Below are 15,989 nucleotides of genomic sequence, written 5' to 3' on the forward strand. Positions count from 1 at the left end.
CCGTGCGCGAGTGTGTGCGGCGAGTTATTTTGCTGTCGGGGCGATCAGTCATTCGGACATACTACGTGAAATGTCCGTTGATGGGTCGGATCACAGCCGCCCGGACTCGATGATGCGCTGCAGGAACTGCCGGGTACGCGGCTGCTGCGGGTCGCCGAGCACCTCGGCCGGCGTGCCCTGCTCCAGGATCCGCCCCTCGGACAGGAAGCAGACCCGGTCGGCCACCTGCTTGGCGAACCCCATCTCGTGCGTGGCGAGCAGCATCGTCATGCCGTCCGACTTCAGGTCGCGCACCATCGTGAGGACCTCGCCGACCAGCTCGGGGTCGAGCGCCGAGGTCACCTCGTCGAGTAGCAGCAACCGCGGCGAGTTGACCAGTGCCCGGACGATCGCGACCCGCTGCTGCTGCCCGCCGGACAGCCGGTCGGGGTACTCCCTGGCCTTGTCGGCGAGCCCGACCCGGGACAGCCAGGCCATCGCCCGCTCCTCGGCCTGCGCGCGCACCACCCGGTGCACCCGGCGCGGCGCCAGCGTCACGTTGTCCAGCACGCTCAGGTGCGGGAACAGGTTGTACGACTGGAAGACCAGCCCGATGCGCTGCCGCACCCGGTCCGGGTTGATCCGCGGGTCGGTGATGTGCTCGCCGTCCAGGTGGATCGTGCCGTCGTCGACGTCCTCCAGCAGGTTGACGCACCGCAGCAGCGTCGACTTGCCCGAGCCGGACGCGCCGATCAGCACCACGACCTCGTGCTCGGCCACGTCCAGGTCGAACCCGGCGAGCACCTCGGTGGAACCGAACCGCTTCCGCACCCCGGCGCAGGACAGCACCGGCGCGTCGGCCCCGGCGGCAGCCTGGCCGGCCGGTTCGCGTCGTACGGTGCTCATGCGGCACCGTCCGCGCTCTGGCGGCGGGCGGAGCGCAGCGTCACCCAGTCGGTCACCGCGATCAGCGGGATCGCCATCAGCACGAACAGCGCGCCGGCGACGATGTACGGGGTGAAGTTGTAGTGCTCGGCGACGCCGATCTGCGCGGCCCGGATCGCGTCGATCGGCCCGGCCAGCGAGATCAGCCCTACGTCCTTCTGCATCGACACCACGTCGTTGAGCAGCGGTGGCGTGACCCGCCGGACCGCCTGCGGCAGCACCACGAACCGCATCGTCTGCCGGTACGACAGCCCCAGCGACCGGGCCGCCGCGCGCTGCGACGGGTGTACCGACTCGATGCCGGCCCGGAACACCTCGGCCATGTAGGCGCCGTAGGTGATCACCAGCGCGATCCCGCCCAGCACCACGACCGACGGGGTACCGGCGAGGCGCAGCCCGGGCACGCCGAGCGTCAGCACGTACAGCACGATGATCAGCGGCGCGCCGCGGAACGAGTACGTGTAGCCGATCGCGAGCGCCCGGAACGGGAAGAACACCGGCCCGCGCAGGGTGCGCAGCACCGCGATCAGCAGTCCGAGGATCAGCGCGCCGATCGTGCAGCACACCAGCAGCCGGATGTTGAGCCACAGCCCGACCAGGATGTCCGGCAACGTCTCGGCGGCGACCTTGGGGTCGAAGAACGACTCGCGGACCCGGTCGAAGCCCGGCGCACCGGTGATCGCGACGGTCAGGACCAGCCCGAGCGCCACCGTGGACCCGGCCGCGACCAGCACCGACTTCACCGTCTGCCGGCGCCGGTACGCGAGCCGGCCCAGCTGCACCTCGCTCGGTGCCGGTGCGGCGGCGGTACCGGTCATTTCAGCTCCGGCGCGCCCGCGGTGTCGGCCAGCCACTTCTTCTGCAGCGCGGCGAGCGTCCCGTCGGACTGCAGAGCATCCACCGCCTTCGACACGCAGGCGGTCAGCGGCGAGTCCTTGTCCAGCACGATGCCGAACTGCTCGGGCTTGCCGGACAGCTTCGGCAGCTGGCCGACGATCGTGCTGCCCTTGATCTCCGCGGTGACCGCGAACGCGGTGGGCAGGTCGACGACCAGGCCGTCGATCTGCCCGTTCTGCAGCGCCTTCTTGGCATCGTCGTTGTTGTTGAACACCTGCGGCTTGACGCTGGGCTTGACCGACTCGGTGATCGCCTGGTAGCTCGTGGTGCCGACCTGCGCGCCGAGCTTGGCGTTCTTCAGCGCGGCCACCGAGGTCGCCTTGGCGATCTTCGACGACGACAGCGCGACCACCGTCTGCCGCACGTCGTAGTACGGCGAGGAGAAGTCGACCGCCTTGCGCCGCTCCGGCGAGATGGAGAACTCGTTGATGTCCATGTCGTACTGCTTGGGGCCGGGGGCGATCGCGGTGTTGAACGACACCACGATCCACGTCACCTTGTCCTTGGCGTACCCGAGCTTGTCGGCGACCGCGTACGCGACGGCCGACTCGTAGCCCTTGCCGTTGGCCGGCTTGTTGTCGATGAACCACGGCGGGTACGCCGGCTTGTCGGTGGCGACGGTCAGCGTGCCCTTCGTCTTGGTGGCGAGCCCATCCGGCGTGCAGGACGCCGCCTTGGCCGAGGACTTCGACGAACCGGAGTCCGAACTCTGCGGTGCGCAGCCGGCGCCGACGGCGGCCAGCGTGACGGCACCGGCGACGGCAAGGGCCGCAGCCGGTACGCGGGATTCCGAAACGCGCCCTGGGACGCGGCGCGAGCGTGAAGACATGCCGGAAGCATAAGTGAGCTGCGCCGATGGCTGGTCCAGGCGGTGCTCGGTACCGCCAGGTGGGCGGATGCCCGAATGTTGCTCAGCCCTGCTGGCTGGCCACCCCGTAGGCGTCGGCCGCCGCGTAGACGTCCGAGGCGTACTTGTCGAGGTTGTTGTACGAGTGGATGGCCTGCCACCAGCCCGTGCCGGTCGACAGATCGTGGCCGTCCGCGCACAGGTAGCGGGCCGCGGACAGTGCCGCGTCGTTGATGTCCTGCGGGTCGGCAACGTCGTCGTCGTCCGCGTCGGTGCCCCACTTGGTCCAGGTACCGGGCAGGAACTGCATCGGGCCGACGGCCCGGTCGTACACCGTGTCGCTGTCCAGCGCGCCCTTGTCGGTGTCCTTGATCAGCTTGTCGCCGCGGGCGCCGTTCAGCGGCGGGCCGTAGATCGGCGGGACCGCCTTGCCGTCGGGGGTCAGCTGGGAGCTGCCGTGCGTGCCGTGGTTCGACTCGATCTTGCCGATGCCGGCCAGCGTGGTCCAGCTCAGGTGACAGCCCGGGGTGGCCTGCGCGGTGACCACCTGGGCGTACCCGTACGCCTGCAGGGCGACCTGCGAGATGCCGAGCCTGGTCAGGTTGTGCGCCCAGGACGACACGGTGGCCGGCCCGGAGGACGGGGCGGCGCTGCTGGACGGCGACGGGGTGTCGCTGGGCTGGCCGAGCGGTCCGCCGCCGGGCAGTCCACCGGCGGGGGCCGGGCTGGTCGACGTGGCGGGGCCGGCCACCTTCTTGGCCGGACCGTCGTGCGCGGTCAGCGTGGGCACGACGTAGCCGCCCACCGTGCCGACGGCGCCGATGACGGCGACCGCGGCGAGACCGGTCAGGCCGAGCCGTACCGCTGGCCGGCGCCAGCCGGACCAGCGGAGAATGTGCAGCGAGGGGAGTGCAAGCCGTACCACGACGTCGAGTATGTCGGGTCCTTCCGGCACGCTCAACCGGTACTGTCGATTGCTTGCCTCGGTCCGACCGGAAGGATGTGCCCGTCATGCCTCGGTACGAGTACCGCTGTCGCGCGTGCACGCGCACGTTCGAGCTGGACCGGCCGATGTCCGCCTCGGCCGATCCGGCGGTGTGTCCGCAGGGGCACACCGACACGGTGAAACTGCTGTCCACGGTCGCTTTGGGCGGTGTCGGCGGGCCGGCGCCGGCGGCCGGCGGCGGCTGCTGCGGTGGCGCCTGCGGCTGCGGCCACTGACGCCTCCGCGCCCCGCGGGCGACGGCGCGCGCGCCGCGTCGATCTCGACGGCCACACCCGACCCGGGTGTGGCTGTTTTGTTGTCTTGGGGAGCGATCAACCGTTAGGGCACGATGCCCGAAATCGGCGATTGACGGGGTAAGACGAATACATTAAGGTCCGAAAACTATAAGGAAAGTTTCCTAAAGATCGGCACCGAAGCTCCATCCCGGTTGCGACAGATCCGCGCGGCCACCCCCGCCGCGTGGCCGACTCCCCGAGGAGGATCTGTGCACAGACCGATCAGCAAGGCGCTCTGCGCCGCCGCGGTGGGCGTGCTGTTCGCCGGCACCGCCGCGGCCGCCGGAGACGCCGCACCCGCAGCAAGACAGGTGGCGCCGAGCGCCGCGCTGTCCACCAACTGGTACGCGGCCGCGCCGTACCTGATGCCGGCCGACAACAACCCGCCCGACCCGGCCGAGATCATGGACGCCACCGGGCAGAAGGCCTTCCAGCTCGCGTTCATCCTCTCCGACGGCGGCTGCAACCCGGCCTGGGACGGCACGACGCCCATCGGCTCGGCGCCGGCCATCACCACGGCGATCGACACCATCCGGGGCAAGGGCGGCGACGTGTCGGTCTCGGTCGGCGGCTACAACGGCACCAAGCTCGGCCAGGCCTGTTCGGACGTCGCTTCCACCGCGGCGGCGTACCAGAAGGTGATCGACGCGTACGGCCTGCACGCGATCGACTTCGACCTGGAGGAGCCGGAGTACGAGAACACCGCGGCGATCGCCCGCGAGCTCGGTGCCGCGAAGCAGCTCCAGTCGAACAACCCCGGCCTGTACGTGTCGGTCACGATGCCGGGCACCACCGCGGGCACCGGCTGGTTCGGCACCCAGCTGCTCGACCAGGCAAAGTCGATCGGCTTCACCCCGTCCAACTTCTCCATCATGCCGTTCGACAACGGCTTCGGCGGCGGCGGCGCGAGCCAGACCGCGGCGTTGGAGGCGTTCCACGGGCTGCTGGAGAGCCACCTCGGCTGGGCCTCCGACTTCGCCTACCAGCACGAGGGCGTGTCGAGCATGAACGGCCGGACCGACGCCGCCGAGTACTTCCGGCAGGCCGACTTCCAGACCGTGCTGAACTACGCGCTGTCGCACCAGCTCGGCCGGTACACGTACTGGTCGGCCAACCGGGACCGGGAGTGCGACCCGCCGGAGAACCAGAAGCTGTCCGGCGAGTGCTCCAGCGTGACGCAGCAGAAGTGGGAGTTCACCACCTACACCACCGCGTTCGCGAACCAGACCACGGTGGTCGACCCGCCGACCACCCCGCCCGGCGGTGGCGGTACCGACCCGGGCACCTGCGCCGCGGCGGCCTGGGACGCCTCCGCGGTGTACACCGCCGGCGACGAGGTGAGCTACGACGGCCACACCTGGACCGCCAAGTGGTGGACGCAGGGTGAGACGCCCGGCGCCGCCGAGTGGGGCCCCTGGCAGGACGACGGTGCCTGCGGCGGTGGCGGCGGTGGCGGCACGGCGCCGGCGGCGCCGACCGGGCTGACCGCGATCGCGACCGGGGCGACCACCGTGGCCCTGGCGTGGACCGCGCCGGCCGGCACGGTCGACAGCTACAACATCTACCAGGACGGTGGGAAGGTCTCCTCGGCGAGCGGTACGAGCGCCACCGTTTCCGGCCTGACCGCGCAGACCACGTACCAGTTCCAGGTCACCGCGGTGAACGCGGCCGGGGAGAGTCCGAAGACCGACGCGGTGTCGGTCACCACCCCGACCGGGGGCGGCGGTAGCGGCGACGGCGACACGTCCGGCTACATCAACGGATCGGGTGCCGGTGACAAGAACATCATCTACTTCGACCAGTGGTCGATCTACCAGAACGCCTACTACCTCAAGGATCTGGACCGGTATGCGGACGACATCGACGTCATCAACTACGACTTCGCGAACATCGACCCGAACAGCAAGACCTGCTTCGAGGCGACGAAGGCGTCGACCCCGGACCCGGGCGGCGAGTCCGACCCGAACGCCGGTGACGGTGCCGGCGACGCGTTCGCCGACTACCAGAAGTCGTTCGGCGCGGACATCAGCGTCGACGGCACGGCCGACACCTACAACCAGCCGATCGTCGGAAACTTCAACCAGCTGAAGGAGCTGAAGGCCCGGCACCCCAACCTGAAGGTCGTCATGTCCATCGGCGGCTGGACGTACTCCAAGTACTTCTCCGACGCGGCGGCGACCGCGGCGTCCCGGCAGAAGTTCGTCAGCTCCTGCATCGACATGTTCATCAAGGGCAACATTCCGGAAGCCGGCGGGTACGGCGGGCCGGGCACCGCGGCCGGGATCTTCGACGGCTTCGACATCGACTGGGAGTACCCGGCGTCGGACGCCGGCCACGTCGGCAACCACCACAGCCCGGACGACACCGCGAACTACACCGCGCTGCTCGCCGAGTTCCGGTCCCAGCTGGATGCGTTGGGCGGCCAGCACCACCTGCTCACCGCGGCGCTGCCGGGTGGCCAGGACAAGATCGACAAGGTCCAGACCGACAAGGTCGGCCAGTACCTGGACTACGGCAACGTGATGACCTACGACATGCACGGTGCCTGGGACGCGACCGGCCCGACCAACCTGCAGGACCCGCTGTTCCCGTCCGCCGACGACCCGTCACGCAGGTACCGGGCGGCACCCAGCAGTACGACTCGGACACGGTGCTGAAGGCCTACACGGTCGGTGATTCGATGTACTCCATTCCCGGCGGTTTCCCGGCCGACAAGCTCACGATCGGGATCCCGATGTACTACCGGGGCTGGACCGGGGTGCCGGCCGGCGCCAACCACGGCGAGTACGGCTCCGCCACCGGGCCCAGCGCGCCGCATCCGCTGTCCGGCAACGTACCCGGCGTGGCGCTGCAGAAGGAGATCTCCGGCACCGCGTACTACGACCCGGTGCGGATGGCCGGCTGGTACTACGACGGCACGACGTTCTACGCCGGCAGCACACCTCAGTCCATCGTGGACCACGTGGCGTACGCGAAGTGCAACGGCCTGGGCGGCATGATGATCTTCTCGGCGTACGACGAGACGGCGGCGAGCCAGCCGCTGCTGGAGAAGATCCTGGCCGAGTCCGGCAAGAGCAAGCCCGCCGACTGCTCGAAGTACGCCACCGACACCTGGGGCGTGTTCGGGCCGCCGTCGAGTTCGGCCACCACCAACTCGATCCAGGCATCGCCGGCGCACGGTGACGGTTCCGGCGCCGCGCCGTACGCGCCGCCGGCCGCGATCACCTCGCGCAAGCACTGACCCACGCTGCCCAACTCCCCCACGGCGTCCCGTCCCCGCCCCTACCGGGGGCGGGACGCCTCGGTGCAGGCCGACCGCCCCGGCAACGGCGAGCAGTCCGGCAACGGCGAGTAGCCCGGCGGCGGCGAGTAGCCCGGCGAGGACGAAATTCGCGATCTGCGGATGGTCGAGGCGCAGCGTTCCCTGTCACATAGGCTGGGACGACGTTCGGGTATGGCGCCGCCGCACCGGGGGCGCGAAACCGAGCAAGGAGCACGACATGCGATACCTGATGACCACCGGTCCGTCGGACACCGCGCCGGACAAGAAGCTGTTCGCCGAAATGGGCGAGTTCGTCCGGGAACTGACCGCTTCCGGGGTGCTGCTCGCCACCGGCGGGCTGGAGCCGGGCGGTACCCGGATCACGTCGAACGGCGCCGAGATCACCGTCACCGACGGCCCGTTCACCGAGGCCAAGGAGGCCATCGCCAGCTTCGCGCTGGTCGAGGTGCGCTCCAAGGAGGAGGCCATCGAGCTCGGCCGCCGGTTCCGCCGGATCGTGGGCGACGGCCAGAGCACGATCCAGCAGGTCTTCTCGGCATGAGGGCCCGCACGTAGGCGATGAGCGACGTCGAGGCCGCACTCGACGCGGTGTGGAAGCTGGAGTCGGCGCGGATCATCGCCGCGCTGACCCGGCTGGTGCACGACGTCGGGCTGGCCGAGGAACTGGCGCAGGACGCGCTCGTCGCCGCGCTCGAACGGTGGCGGGCCGACGGCGTACCCGACTCCCCGGCGGCCTGGCTGACCACGGTGGCGAAACGGCGGGCCGTCGACCACCTGCGCCGCTCCGCCCGTGCCGACCGGGCCACCGAACGCATCGGGTACCAGCAGCAGGCCGCGGCCGCCGAGGCCGAGCCGGACGACGTGCTGCGGCTGATGCTGCTCACCTGCCACCCGGTGCTGGCCCCGCCGTACCGGGTGGCGTTGACGTTGCGGCTGGTCGGCGGGCTGACCGTGGCCGAGATCGGGCGCGCGTTCCTCGTCGACGAACCCACCGTGGTACGCCGGATCGCGGCGGCCCGGCGGACCCTCGCCGAGGCGGGGGCGCGGTTCGCGCTGCCGGCCGCGGACGAGCTGGCCGACCGGATCGCCGCCGTCCTCGACGTGCTCTACCTGATCTTCAACGAGGGGTACACGGCCAGCGCCGGCGACGACCTGATCCGGCCCGGGCTCTGCCTGGAGGCGCTGCGGCTGGCCCGGCTGCTCGCCGCACTCGCACCGGGCACCGCCGAGGTGCACGGGCTGGTCGCGCTGCTGGAGATCCAGGCGTCCCGGTCCGCGGCGCGCACCGCCGCCGACGGCACCCCGGTACCGCTGGCCGAGCAGGACCGCGGCCGGTGGGATCCGCTGCTGATCCGGCGCGGGTTCGCCGCGCTGCTGCGCGCCCGGGACACCGGCGAGCCGCCCGGCCGGTACGTGCTGCAGGCCGCCATCGCCGCCTGCCACGCCCGGGCCCGGCGGGCGGAGGACACCGACTGGGCGGAGATCACCGCGCTGTACGACGCGCTGGTACGGCTGCTGCCGACGCCGGTGGTACGGCTCAACCGGGCCGTCGCTGTCGGCCTGGCGCGCGGACCGGCGGCCGGCCTCGCCGCGGTCGACGAGCTGGCCGGCGACCCGGCCCTGCGCGACTACCACCTGCTCCCCGGGGTACGGGCCGACCTGCTCGCCCGGCTCGACCGGCCCGCCGAGGCGCGCCGCGAGTACGACCGGGCGGCGGCGCTGGCCCGCACGGCCGCGGAACGGCGGTTCCTGCGCCGCCGGGCCGCCGAGCTGCCCGCCGCGCCGTCGACCGGCCGCACCCTGGACACCGCCGTGGCCGAGTTCCTCGGCAGCGACCGGCACCGCGCCGGCACGCTCCGCTCGTACCGGCAGACGCTGCGCCGGATCGTCCTCGACCTCGGCCCGAACACCCCGCTGGCCGAGATCACCGCCGACTCCGTGGCCCGGGTCTTCGCCGTCGCCTGGGGCACCGCCGCGGCCCGTACCTGGAACCGGCACCGGGCGGCGGTCCGGTCGTTCGGCGCCTGGGTCGGCCGCAGCGGCCTCGACGTCGGGCTGGACCGCCGGGCCGAGCCGGCGGAGCGTACCGAGCCGCTGCCGGCGGCCGACCTCGCCGCGCTCTGCGCCCGGCCCGACGTCGCGCTCCGGGAGCGCGCGCTGTGGCTGCTGCTGGCCGAGTCCGGCGCCCCGGTCGGCACGGTGCTCGGTCTCGACGTCGACGACCTCGACCTGCCGAACCGCCGCGCCCGGGGCGACCGCGGCTGGCTGACCTGGGGTACCGGCTCCGCGGCGGTGCTGCCCGAGCTGGTTGCCGGCCGGCGACGCGGGCCGCTGTTTCGCAGCGACCGCCGGCCCGCTCCGGCCCGCCGGCCGGCGGACGCCGACCTGTGCCCGGACACCGGCCGGCGGCGGCTGTCCTACGAACGCGCCGAGTACCTGTTCAAGCGCGCCAGCGGCGGCCGCACCCTGCGCCAGCTGCGTACCCGCGGCTGACCGTCGCGGCCGCGGCCGTATGGCCGAGTGTCGGCTGCGGCGGTATGGCCGAGTGTCGGCTGCGGCGGGGCCGGGCCGTCACTGCTCGCCGAGTCTGACCCTGATCTTCTGCTGGTTGCCGTCCCGGTCCACGGTCACCTCGACGGTGTCGCCCGGCTTGTGTTCGGCGAGGATCGCGGTCAGCTCCGCGACGTCGGTCACCTGGGTACCGCCGACCGCGGTGATCACGTCGCCGGCCTTGATGCCCGCCTTGTCCGCCGGGCCGTTCTTCTGCACCGACACGACCGCCGCGCCGGCCGGCTGGAAGTCCTGGTTCAGCACCGGCCGTACCGTCACGCCCAGCGCCGCGCGGCCCGACTTGCTGACCGAGCCCTGCTCGATGATCTGGTCGGCGATCCGGCTGACCGTGTTGCTGGACAGCGCGAAGCCGATGCCGGGGGCGGCGCCGCCCTCCTGCTGGTCCGTCGCCGCCAGCGTCGGCACCCCGACGACCTGCGAGTTCATGTCGACCAGGGCGCCGCCGCTGTTGCCCGGGTTGATCGCCGCCGAGGTCTGCACCATGTCGGTGATCGTGGTGGCGGGGCTGCCCTCGCTGCCGGGCTCCTGCACCGTACGGCCGACCGCCGAAACGATGCCGTTGGTCACCGAACCGGACAGTCCCAGCGGGCTGCCCATCGCCAGTACCTGCTGACCCACCCGCAGCTTGCCGGAGTCGCCGAACTTGGCCGCCGGTACCTTCAGGCCGCCGGATACCCTGATCACCGCGATGTCGCTCGGCGGGTAGCTCGCCACCAGCGTCGCCGACAGCGGCTTCCGGCTGGTCGCCGTGGTCACCTCGAACGTCTTCGCGGCGCCCACGACGTGCGCGTTCGTCACGATGTCGCCCTTGTCGTCGTAGACGACACCCGAGCCGAGGCCCTCGGACGTGTTGATCTGCACCACCGAGCGCAGCACGTTCGACACGACCTTCTCGTACGAGCTGCTCTGCTGGTCCTGGCCCGCCGCGGCGGTACTGCTCGGCGTGCCGGAACCGTCCTTCTTGCCACCGCCCGTGCAGCCGGCCAGTACCACCGCGGTCAGCAGTACCGGCAGCACCACCATCACCGATCGTTTCCCGTACATGACCTGTGGTTACCAGCCTGCGCGGTACAGCGTGGCCGTTTCGATGAACCGTCCCCAGGCCCGAGTGTGTTGATCAAGGCCCGAGTGTGTTGATCAAGGGATCGGTGCATCGAGTCCTGGGCGAACGTGTCCCGATCCCTTGATCAACGCGCGGGGTCCTTGATCAACGCGCGGGGTCCTTGATCAACGCGTGGGGTGCCATTCGGGGGCGCGGGCGGCCTCGGCGGCGATGGTGGTGTGCGAGCCGTGCCCGGTGTGTACGGTCGTCGAGCCCGGCAGGGTCAGCAGCCGGTCGGTGATCGAGGCGACGATCGTGTCGAAGTCCGAGTACGACCGGCCGGTCGCGCCCGGCCCGCCCTCGAACAGCGTGTCGCCGGTGAACACCGCCGACAGCGCCGGCGCGTGGAAGCAGCACGACCCGGGCGAGTGTCCCGGCGTGTGCAGTACCCGCAGGTCGACGCCGGCCACGGTGAGCGTCTCGCCGTCGGCCAGCTCGGCGTGCGGCGCCCGGTCCGGATGCACCAGATCCCACAGCACCCGGTCGTCGGGGTGCAGCAGCACCGGCGCGTCGACCAGCTCGGACAGTGCCAGCGCGGCGTCCACGTGATCGGAGTGTGCGTGCGTACAGGCGATCGCGACGACGTCCCGGCCGGCGACCAGCTCGGCGATCGCGGCCGCGTCGTGCGGCGCGTCGATCAGCAGGCACTCGTGCGCGTCGCCGACCAGCCAGACGTTGTTCTGCACGTCCCAACGGCCGCCGTCCAGCTCGAACACGCCGTCGGTGACGATCTGCTCGATCCTCGTCGTCATCGGCGCGCTCACAACACCACGACGCTGCGCAGCACCTCGCCGCGCTGCATTGCGCCGAACGCCGCCTCCACGTCGTCGATGCCGATCTTCTCGGACACGAACGACTCCAGCGGCAGCCGGCCCTGCCGGTACAGCTCGATCAGCATCGGAAAGTCGCGGTTCGGCAGGCAGTCGCCGTACCAGGAAGACTTGAGGGCGCCGCCGCGGCTGAACACGTCCAGCAGCGGCAGCTCCAGCGTCATCTCCGGGGTCGGCACCCCGACCAGCACCACGGTGCCGGCAAGATCCCGGGCGTAGAACGCCTGCCGGTACGTCTCCGGCCGGCCCACCGCCTCGATCGCCACGTCCACGCCGTTGCCGCCGGTCAGCGCCCTGATCTCGGCGACCGGGTCGGCGTTGCGGGAGTTCACCGTGTGGGTGGCGCCGAACGTACGCGCCCAGTCGAGCTTGCGGTCGTCCACGTCGACCGCCACCACCGTGGTCGCGCCGGCCAGCACCGCCCCGGCGATCGCCGCGTCCCCGACGCCGCCGCACCCGAACACCGCGACCGAGTCGCCCCGGCCGACCTGACCGGTGTTGATCGCCGCGCCCAGCCCGGCCATCACCCCGCAGCCGAGCAGGCCCGCCACCGTCGCCGGCGTCTGCGCGTCGACCTTCGTACACTGGCCGGCCGCCACCAGGGTGAGCTCGGCGAACGCGCCGATGCCCAGCGCCGCGGACAGCGGCGTGCCATCGGCGCGGGTCATCTTCTGCGTCGCGTTGCGGGTGTCGAAACACAGCCAGGGCCGGCCCCGCCGGCAGGCCCGGCACACGCCGCACACGGCGCGCCAGTTGAGGATCACGAAGTCGCCCGGCGCCACCTCGGTGACGTCCGGGCCGACCGCCTCGACCGTCCCGGCCGCCTCGTGCCCCAACAGGTAGGGAAACTCGTCCCCGATCCCGCCGTCGCGGTAGTGCAGGTCGGTGTGGCACACCCCGCAGGCGGCCACCCGTACCAGGGCCTCGCCCGGACCGGGATCGGGCACGGTGATCGTCTCGACGCTGACCGGTGTGTCCCGGGCGGTGGCCAGGACTGCGCGTACCTCGTGCGACATGACTGCGATCGTGGCCTGTCCGGCGGCGCGGCGCAACGACCCCCGCCGGTACCGCTCCGCCCCCGGTATCGCTCCGCCCCGGGCACCGCTCCGCCCCCGAAGCGCGCCGCGCGGTCGCTACGTGGTGGCGCGCGACGGCGCCGGAGGCGCGACTTCGCTGGCCAGGCGCACGCTCGCTCGTACCGACCACGCGCCGGCGCGGCCCGGCGGACTATTGCCCGGCAGGCCGTGAGAGGAGGATGGCCGGCCGGGAGCGGGTACGCAACTGCCGCCAGGGGCCCTCGTTGCGTACACCGAGCCGCCGTGAGATCAACTGTTGGGCAGGAGGTACCGCGCTTGCCGGTGAGCCGGGTACCGGTGACAGTGCCGGCGATCCTCGCGCCGCGGGCGCCGTACCTCCGTGGCGGATCCGGCGACGGCAGCGGTCGTCGCACGGGCCGCGACCAGCACGGCCATTGCCGAGCAGCGGAGAAGACGATGAGCCACGACAGCCTGCCCAGCGGTCTGGTCACCTTCCTGTTCACCGACATCGAAGGCTCCACCAGACTCGCGCACGCACTGGGACCCGGCTACCGGGTGGTACTCGGCGAGCATCGACGGCTGATGCGGCGCTGTCTCGGCGAGTACGGCGGAGCGGAGCTGCTCACCGAGGGCGACTCGTTCTTCGCCGCCTTCGCCGATGCGGCCGACGCGGTGCGCGCCTGCATCCGGGCCCAGCGCGCCCTCGCCGCCCACCCGTGGCCGGCGCCCGACCTGCGCCCCCGGGTACGCATGGGGCTGCACACCGGGCACGCTGTCGCCGCCGACGGTGAGTACGCCAGCCTCGAGGTGCACCGGGCCGCCCGCGTCGCCGCCGCGGCGGCCGGCGACCAGGTGCTGTGCACCGCCGCGACCGCGGCCCGGATCGTGGCCGCCACCACGGCCCGACCCGAACGCGCTACGACGCCTGCCGACGCCGCGATTTCGATGCGGCCCGGCGACGCGACCGCGACGCGGCTCGACGGCGTCGTGCTCACCGACCTCGGGCTGCACCGGCTGCGCGGTTTCGACGACCGGACCCGGCTGTACCAGATCGTCGCGCCGGGCCTGGCGCGCGACTTTCCCCGGCCCAAGACGGTGGACGGCCGGTGCCACAACCTGCCGGAGCCGCTGACCAGGTTCGTCGGGCGGGGCCGGGACCGGGCCGAACTGGCCGCGCTGGTCCGCCGGCACCGGCTCGTCACCGTCTGGGGTACCGGCGGCGTCGGCAAGACCCGGCTGGCCGTCGAGGTGGCCCGCGACCTGCTCCGGCCGGTACAGCCGGTGCCGCCGGACGGTGGGTCCGATCCGGCCACCGACCGGCTCGCCGACGGCGCCTGGCTGATCGACCTGGCCGGGCTCGGGGACGGGTCGAGGCGGGCCGGCGACCGGTCGGTGGCCGGGCTGCTGGCAGCGGCGTTGGGGCTTCGGCCCGGACCCGGTCAGCGGGCCGTCGACGTGCTGGTCGAACACCTCCAGCCGCGCCGCTGCCTGCTGCTGGTGGACACCTGCGAGGTGGCCCGCGGTGCGGCCCGGGGGCTGCTGGCCCGGCTGCTCGCCAGCTGCCCGCTGGTGCGGGTGCTCGCGACCGGCCGGACCCCGCTCGGGGTGCCCGGCGAGATGCTCTGGCATCTCGGCCCGCTCGGCCGGGTCGAGTCGACCGAACTGCTGGCCGACCGGCTCGGCGCCACCGCGGACGGCCGGCTTGGCAGCGCTGCGGACGGCCGGCTCGGCGCCACCGGGGACGGCCGGCTTGGCGGCGCTGGGGACGGCCGGCTCGGCGCGACCGGGGACGGCCGGGCCGGCATGCCCGGCGACGGTCGGGCCGGTGGTCTCGCCCGGCTGGCCGGGCAGCTCGCCGGGCTGCCCGCGGCGCTGGAACTGGCCGTTCCGCGGCTGCGGGCGCTGCCGGCCGCGGTGGTGGCCGACCTGCTGAGCGGCCCGGACGCCGACCCGGACGCCGTGCTGAGGGCGGGAACCCCGCCGGTGGACCTCGACTGGCCGATGGACCCGGACCAGCGGACGAGCCGGCCGCGGACCGGGGAGACTGCTGCGGAGCCGGCCCGGCAGGCCAGCCTGGATGCGAACCTCGCCTGGTCGTACCGGCTGCTGTCGCCGCCCGCGGCGCGGCTGTTGCGCTGGCTGGCGGCGTGGCCGGGCGCGCTGGACCTGGCCGCGGTGGAGTGGTTGACCGCGGACTGGCTGGATCGGGGTACGGCCTGCGTCGCGATCGCCGACCTGGTGGACGCGGCGCTGGTCGAGGTGGACCTGACCGCGACGAGTGCCACCTACCGGCTGCTCGACCCGGTGCGGTGGCCGGCGCGCCGGTTGGCGGTGGCGCACGGCGAAGCTGGCCGGGTCAGGGCGCGCCACCAGCTGTGGCAGCGGCAGATCGCCTGGGTGCCGACGCTGCAGCCGCTCGGCGAGCCGGTCGCCGGCTGAGTCCGGCGGGGCGCCGGCCGTGCGTCGGCTCTGCGCGCGGTGACGGTCGGGGCCGGTGACGGTCGGGCGGGTGGCGGTCGGGCCGGTGGCGGTCGAGGTCAGGTGTCGAGCAGGGTCGCCGGGTGGAGCGTCACCGGGAACGGGTGCTCGACGGTGAGCTGCTCGTCCCAGGTGACCGCGCCGACCTGCTCGTACCGCCCGTCGACCAGCTCCAGCACTCGGATCGTCGCCTTTTCCGCATCGACGATCCAATAGGCGGCGACGCCGGTGCGGGCGTACGTCTCCAGCTTGACGGTCAGGTCCTTGCGCTTGGTCGACGCCGACAGCACCTCGACCGCGAGCAGTGGCGGTCGCTGGATGGTCTTCTCCCCGACGTCGTCCTCCCGCACCACCAGCAGGTCGGGCTGCACCGAGGTGAACCGGTCGGGCTGGTAGTCGAGTGGTGCCATGAAGACCTTCAGGTCCGGCGGGCACGCGGTGTGCAGCAGCACGTGCAGCTCGCCCACGGTGTTCTGGTGAGCCGGGGCCGGCGCCGGGCTCACGACGAGCATCCCGTCGAACAGCTCGTACTGCAGGCCGTCGTCGGGGAGCTTGGCGAGGTCGTCGACCGTCCAGGGGCCGGTCGGCGGCAGCACCAGGCCCGCCGCCTTGAGGTCGCCCTCATCGCGCTGCACCGGCATGACCATGATGATGCTCCGTTTCGTCTCGGTGGGCAGGGGTCATACGGCGATGATGACCGCTTGGCCCGGCAACGCCCCGGTTGTCCACAGGTTGCGGC

General features: G+C 72.4%; 13 protein-coding genes and 1 pseudogene. 6 read left to right on the forward strand and 8 right to left on the reverse strand.

Translation table 11 applies throughout. The features are described from left to right. Positions 1-90: 90 nt before the first annotated feature. The 4 genes from Asera_RS08975 to Asera_RS08990 all read right to left on the reverse strand — a co-directional run bounded on the left by Asera_RS08975 (position 91) and on the right by Asera_RS08990 (position 3,593). On the reverse strand, positions 91-885 hold the full coding sequence (locus tag Asera_RS08975) for an amino acid ABC transporter ATP-binding protein (protein WP_051802285.1): 795 nt from the start codon (positions 883-885) through the stop codon (positions 91-93). Then, positions 882-1,742, reverse strand: a complete 861-nt coding sequence (locus tag Asera_RS08980; protein ID WP_030446482.1) for an amino acid ABC transporter permease — start codon at positions 1,740-1,742, stop codon at positions 882-884. Before Asera_RS08980 ends, Asera_RS08975 begins: the two co-directional genes overlap by 4 nt. Beyond that, complete coding sequence (locus Asera_RS08985) at positions 1,739-2,650, reverse strand: ABC transporter substrate-binding protein (RefSeq protein ID WP_030446483.1); 912 nt, start codon at positions 2,648-2,650, stop codon at positions 1,739-1,741. Before Asera_RS08985 ends, Asera_RS08980 begins: the two co-directional genes overlap by 4 nt. A gap of 82 nt (positions 2,651-2,732) precedes the next feature. Further along, a complete protein-coding gene (locus tag Asera_RS08990; protein WP_157034827.1) occupies positions 2,733-3,593 on the reverse strand; it encodes a lytic murein transglycosylase in 861 nt (286 codons plus the stop codon). 86 nt (positions 3,594-3,679) lie between these two features. Between Asera_RS08990 and Asera_RS08995 the strand changes: the two genes are divergently transcribed. The 5 genes from Asera_RS08995 (at position 3,680) to Asera_RS33780 (ending at position 9,725) form a co-directional block, all read left to right on the forward strand. Continuing rightward, a complete protein-coding gene (locus tag Asera_RS08995) occupies positions 3,680-3,889 on the forward strand; it encodes an FmdB family zinc ribbon protein (RefSeq protein ID WP_030446485.1) in 210 nt (69 codons plus the stop codon). 269 nt (positions 3,890-4,158) lie between these two features. Beyond that, complete coding sequence (locus Asera_RS33560) at positions 4,159-6,606, forward strand: glycosyl hydrolase family 18 protein (protein ID WP_212804540.1); 2,448 nt, start codon at positions 4,159-4,161, stop codon at positions 6,604-6,606. 23 nt (positions 6,607-6,629) lie between these two features. After that, positions 6,630-7,190 carry a glycosyl hydrolase family 18 protein gene (locus Asera_RS33565; protein WP_212804541.1) on the forward strand — a complete coding sequence of 187 codons (561 nt, stop codon included), beginning with the start codon at positions 6,630-6,632 and terminating at the stop codon, positions 7,188-7,190. 259 nt (positions 7,191-7,449) lie between these two features. Beyond that, positions 7,450-7,773 (forward strand): YciI family protein, encoded by a 324-nt coding sequence (locus Asera_RS09010; protein ID WP_030446486.1) that lies wholly within the window; start codon positions 7,450-7,452, stop codon positions 7,771-7,773. A gap of 17 nt (positions 7,774-7,790) precedes the next feature. Then, on the forward strand, positions 7,791-9,725 hold the full coding sequence (locus Asera_RS33780; protein WP_030446487.1) for a sigma-70 family RNA polymerase sigma factor: 1,935 nt from the start codon (positions 7,791-7,793) through the stop codon (positions 9,723-9,725). A gap of 78 nt (positions 9,726-9,803) precedes the next feature. On the opposite strand, the gene Asera_RS09020 is transcribed toward Asera_RS33780, so the two are convergent. The 3 genes from Asera_RS09020 to Asera_RS09030 form a co-directional block, all read right to left on the reverse strand. Next, positions 9,804-10,847 carry a S1C family serine protease gene (locus Asera_RS09020; RefSeq protein ID WP_030446488.1) on the reverse strand — a complete coding sequence of 348 codons (1,044 nt, stop codon included), beginning with the start codon at positions 10,845-10,847 and terminating at the stop codon, positions 9,804-9,806. Positions 10,848-11,030: 183 nt separating this feature from the next. Continuing rightward, positions 11,031-11,657 carry an MBL fold metallo-hydrolase gene (locus Asera_RS09025; RefSeq protein WP_030446489.1) on the reverse strand — a complete coding sequence of 209 codons (627 nt, stop codon included), beginning with the start codon at positions 11,655-11,657 and terminating at the stop codon, positions 11,031-11,033. Positions 11,658-11,665: 8 nt separating this feature from the next. Further along, positions 11,666-12,751, reverse strand: coding sequence for an S-(hydroxymethyl)mycothiol dehydrogenase (locus tag Asera_RS09030; RefSeq protein ID WP_030446490.1), 1,086 nt, complete (start codon positions 12,749-12,751; stop codon positions 11,666-11,668). Between the two features lie 477 nt (positions 12,752-13,228). Here Asera_RS09030 and Asera_RS33900 point away from each other — a divergent pair. Continuing rightward, a pseudogene (locus Asera_RS33900) lies at positions 13,229-14,137 on the forward strand (adenylate/guanylate cyclase domain-containing protein); the annotation flags it as partial. Positions 14,138-15,309: 1,172 nt separating this feature from the next. Here Asera_RS33900 and Asera_RS09040 read toward each other — a convergent pair. Beyond that, complete coding sequence (locus Asera_RS09040; RefSeq protein WP_051802289.1) at positions 15,310-15,897, reverse strand: Uma2 family endonuclease; 588 nt, start codon at positions 15,895-15,897, stop codon at positions 15,310-15,312. Between the last annotated feature and the right edge of the window lie 92 nt (positions 15,898-15,989).

It is taken from the genome of Actinocatenispora sera, from assembly GCF_018324685.1.
GTDB lineage: Bacteria > Actinomycetota > Actinomycetes > Mycobacteriales > Micromonosporaceae > Actinocatenispora > Actinocatenispora sera.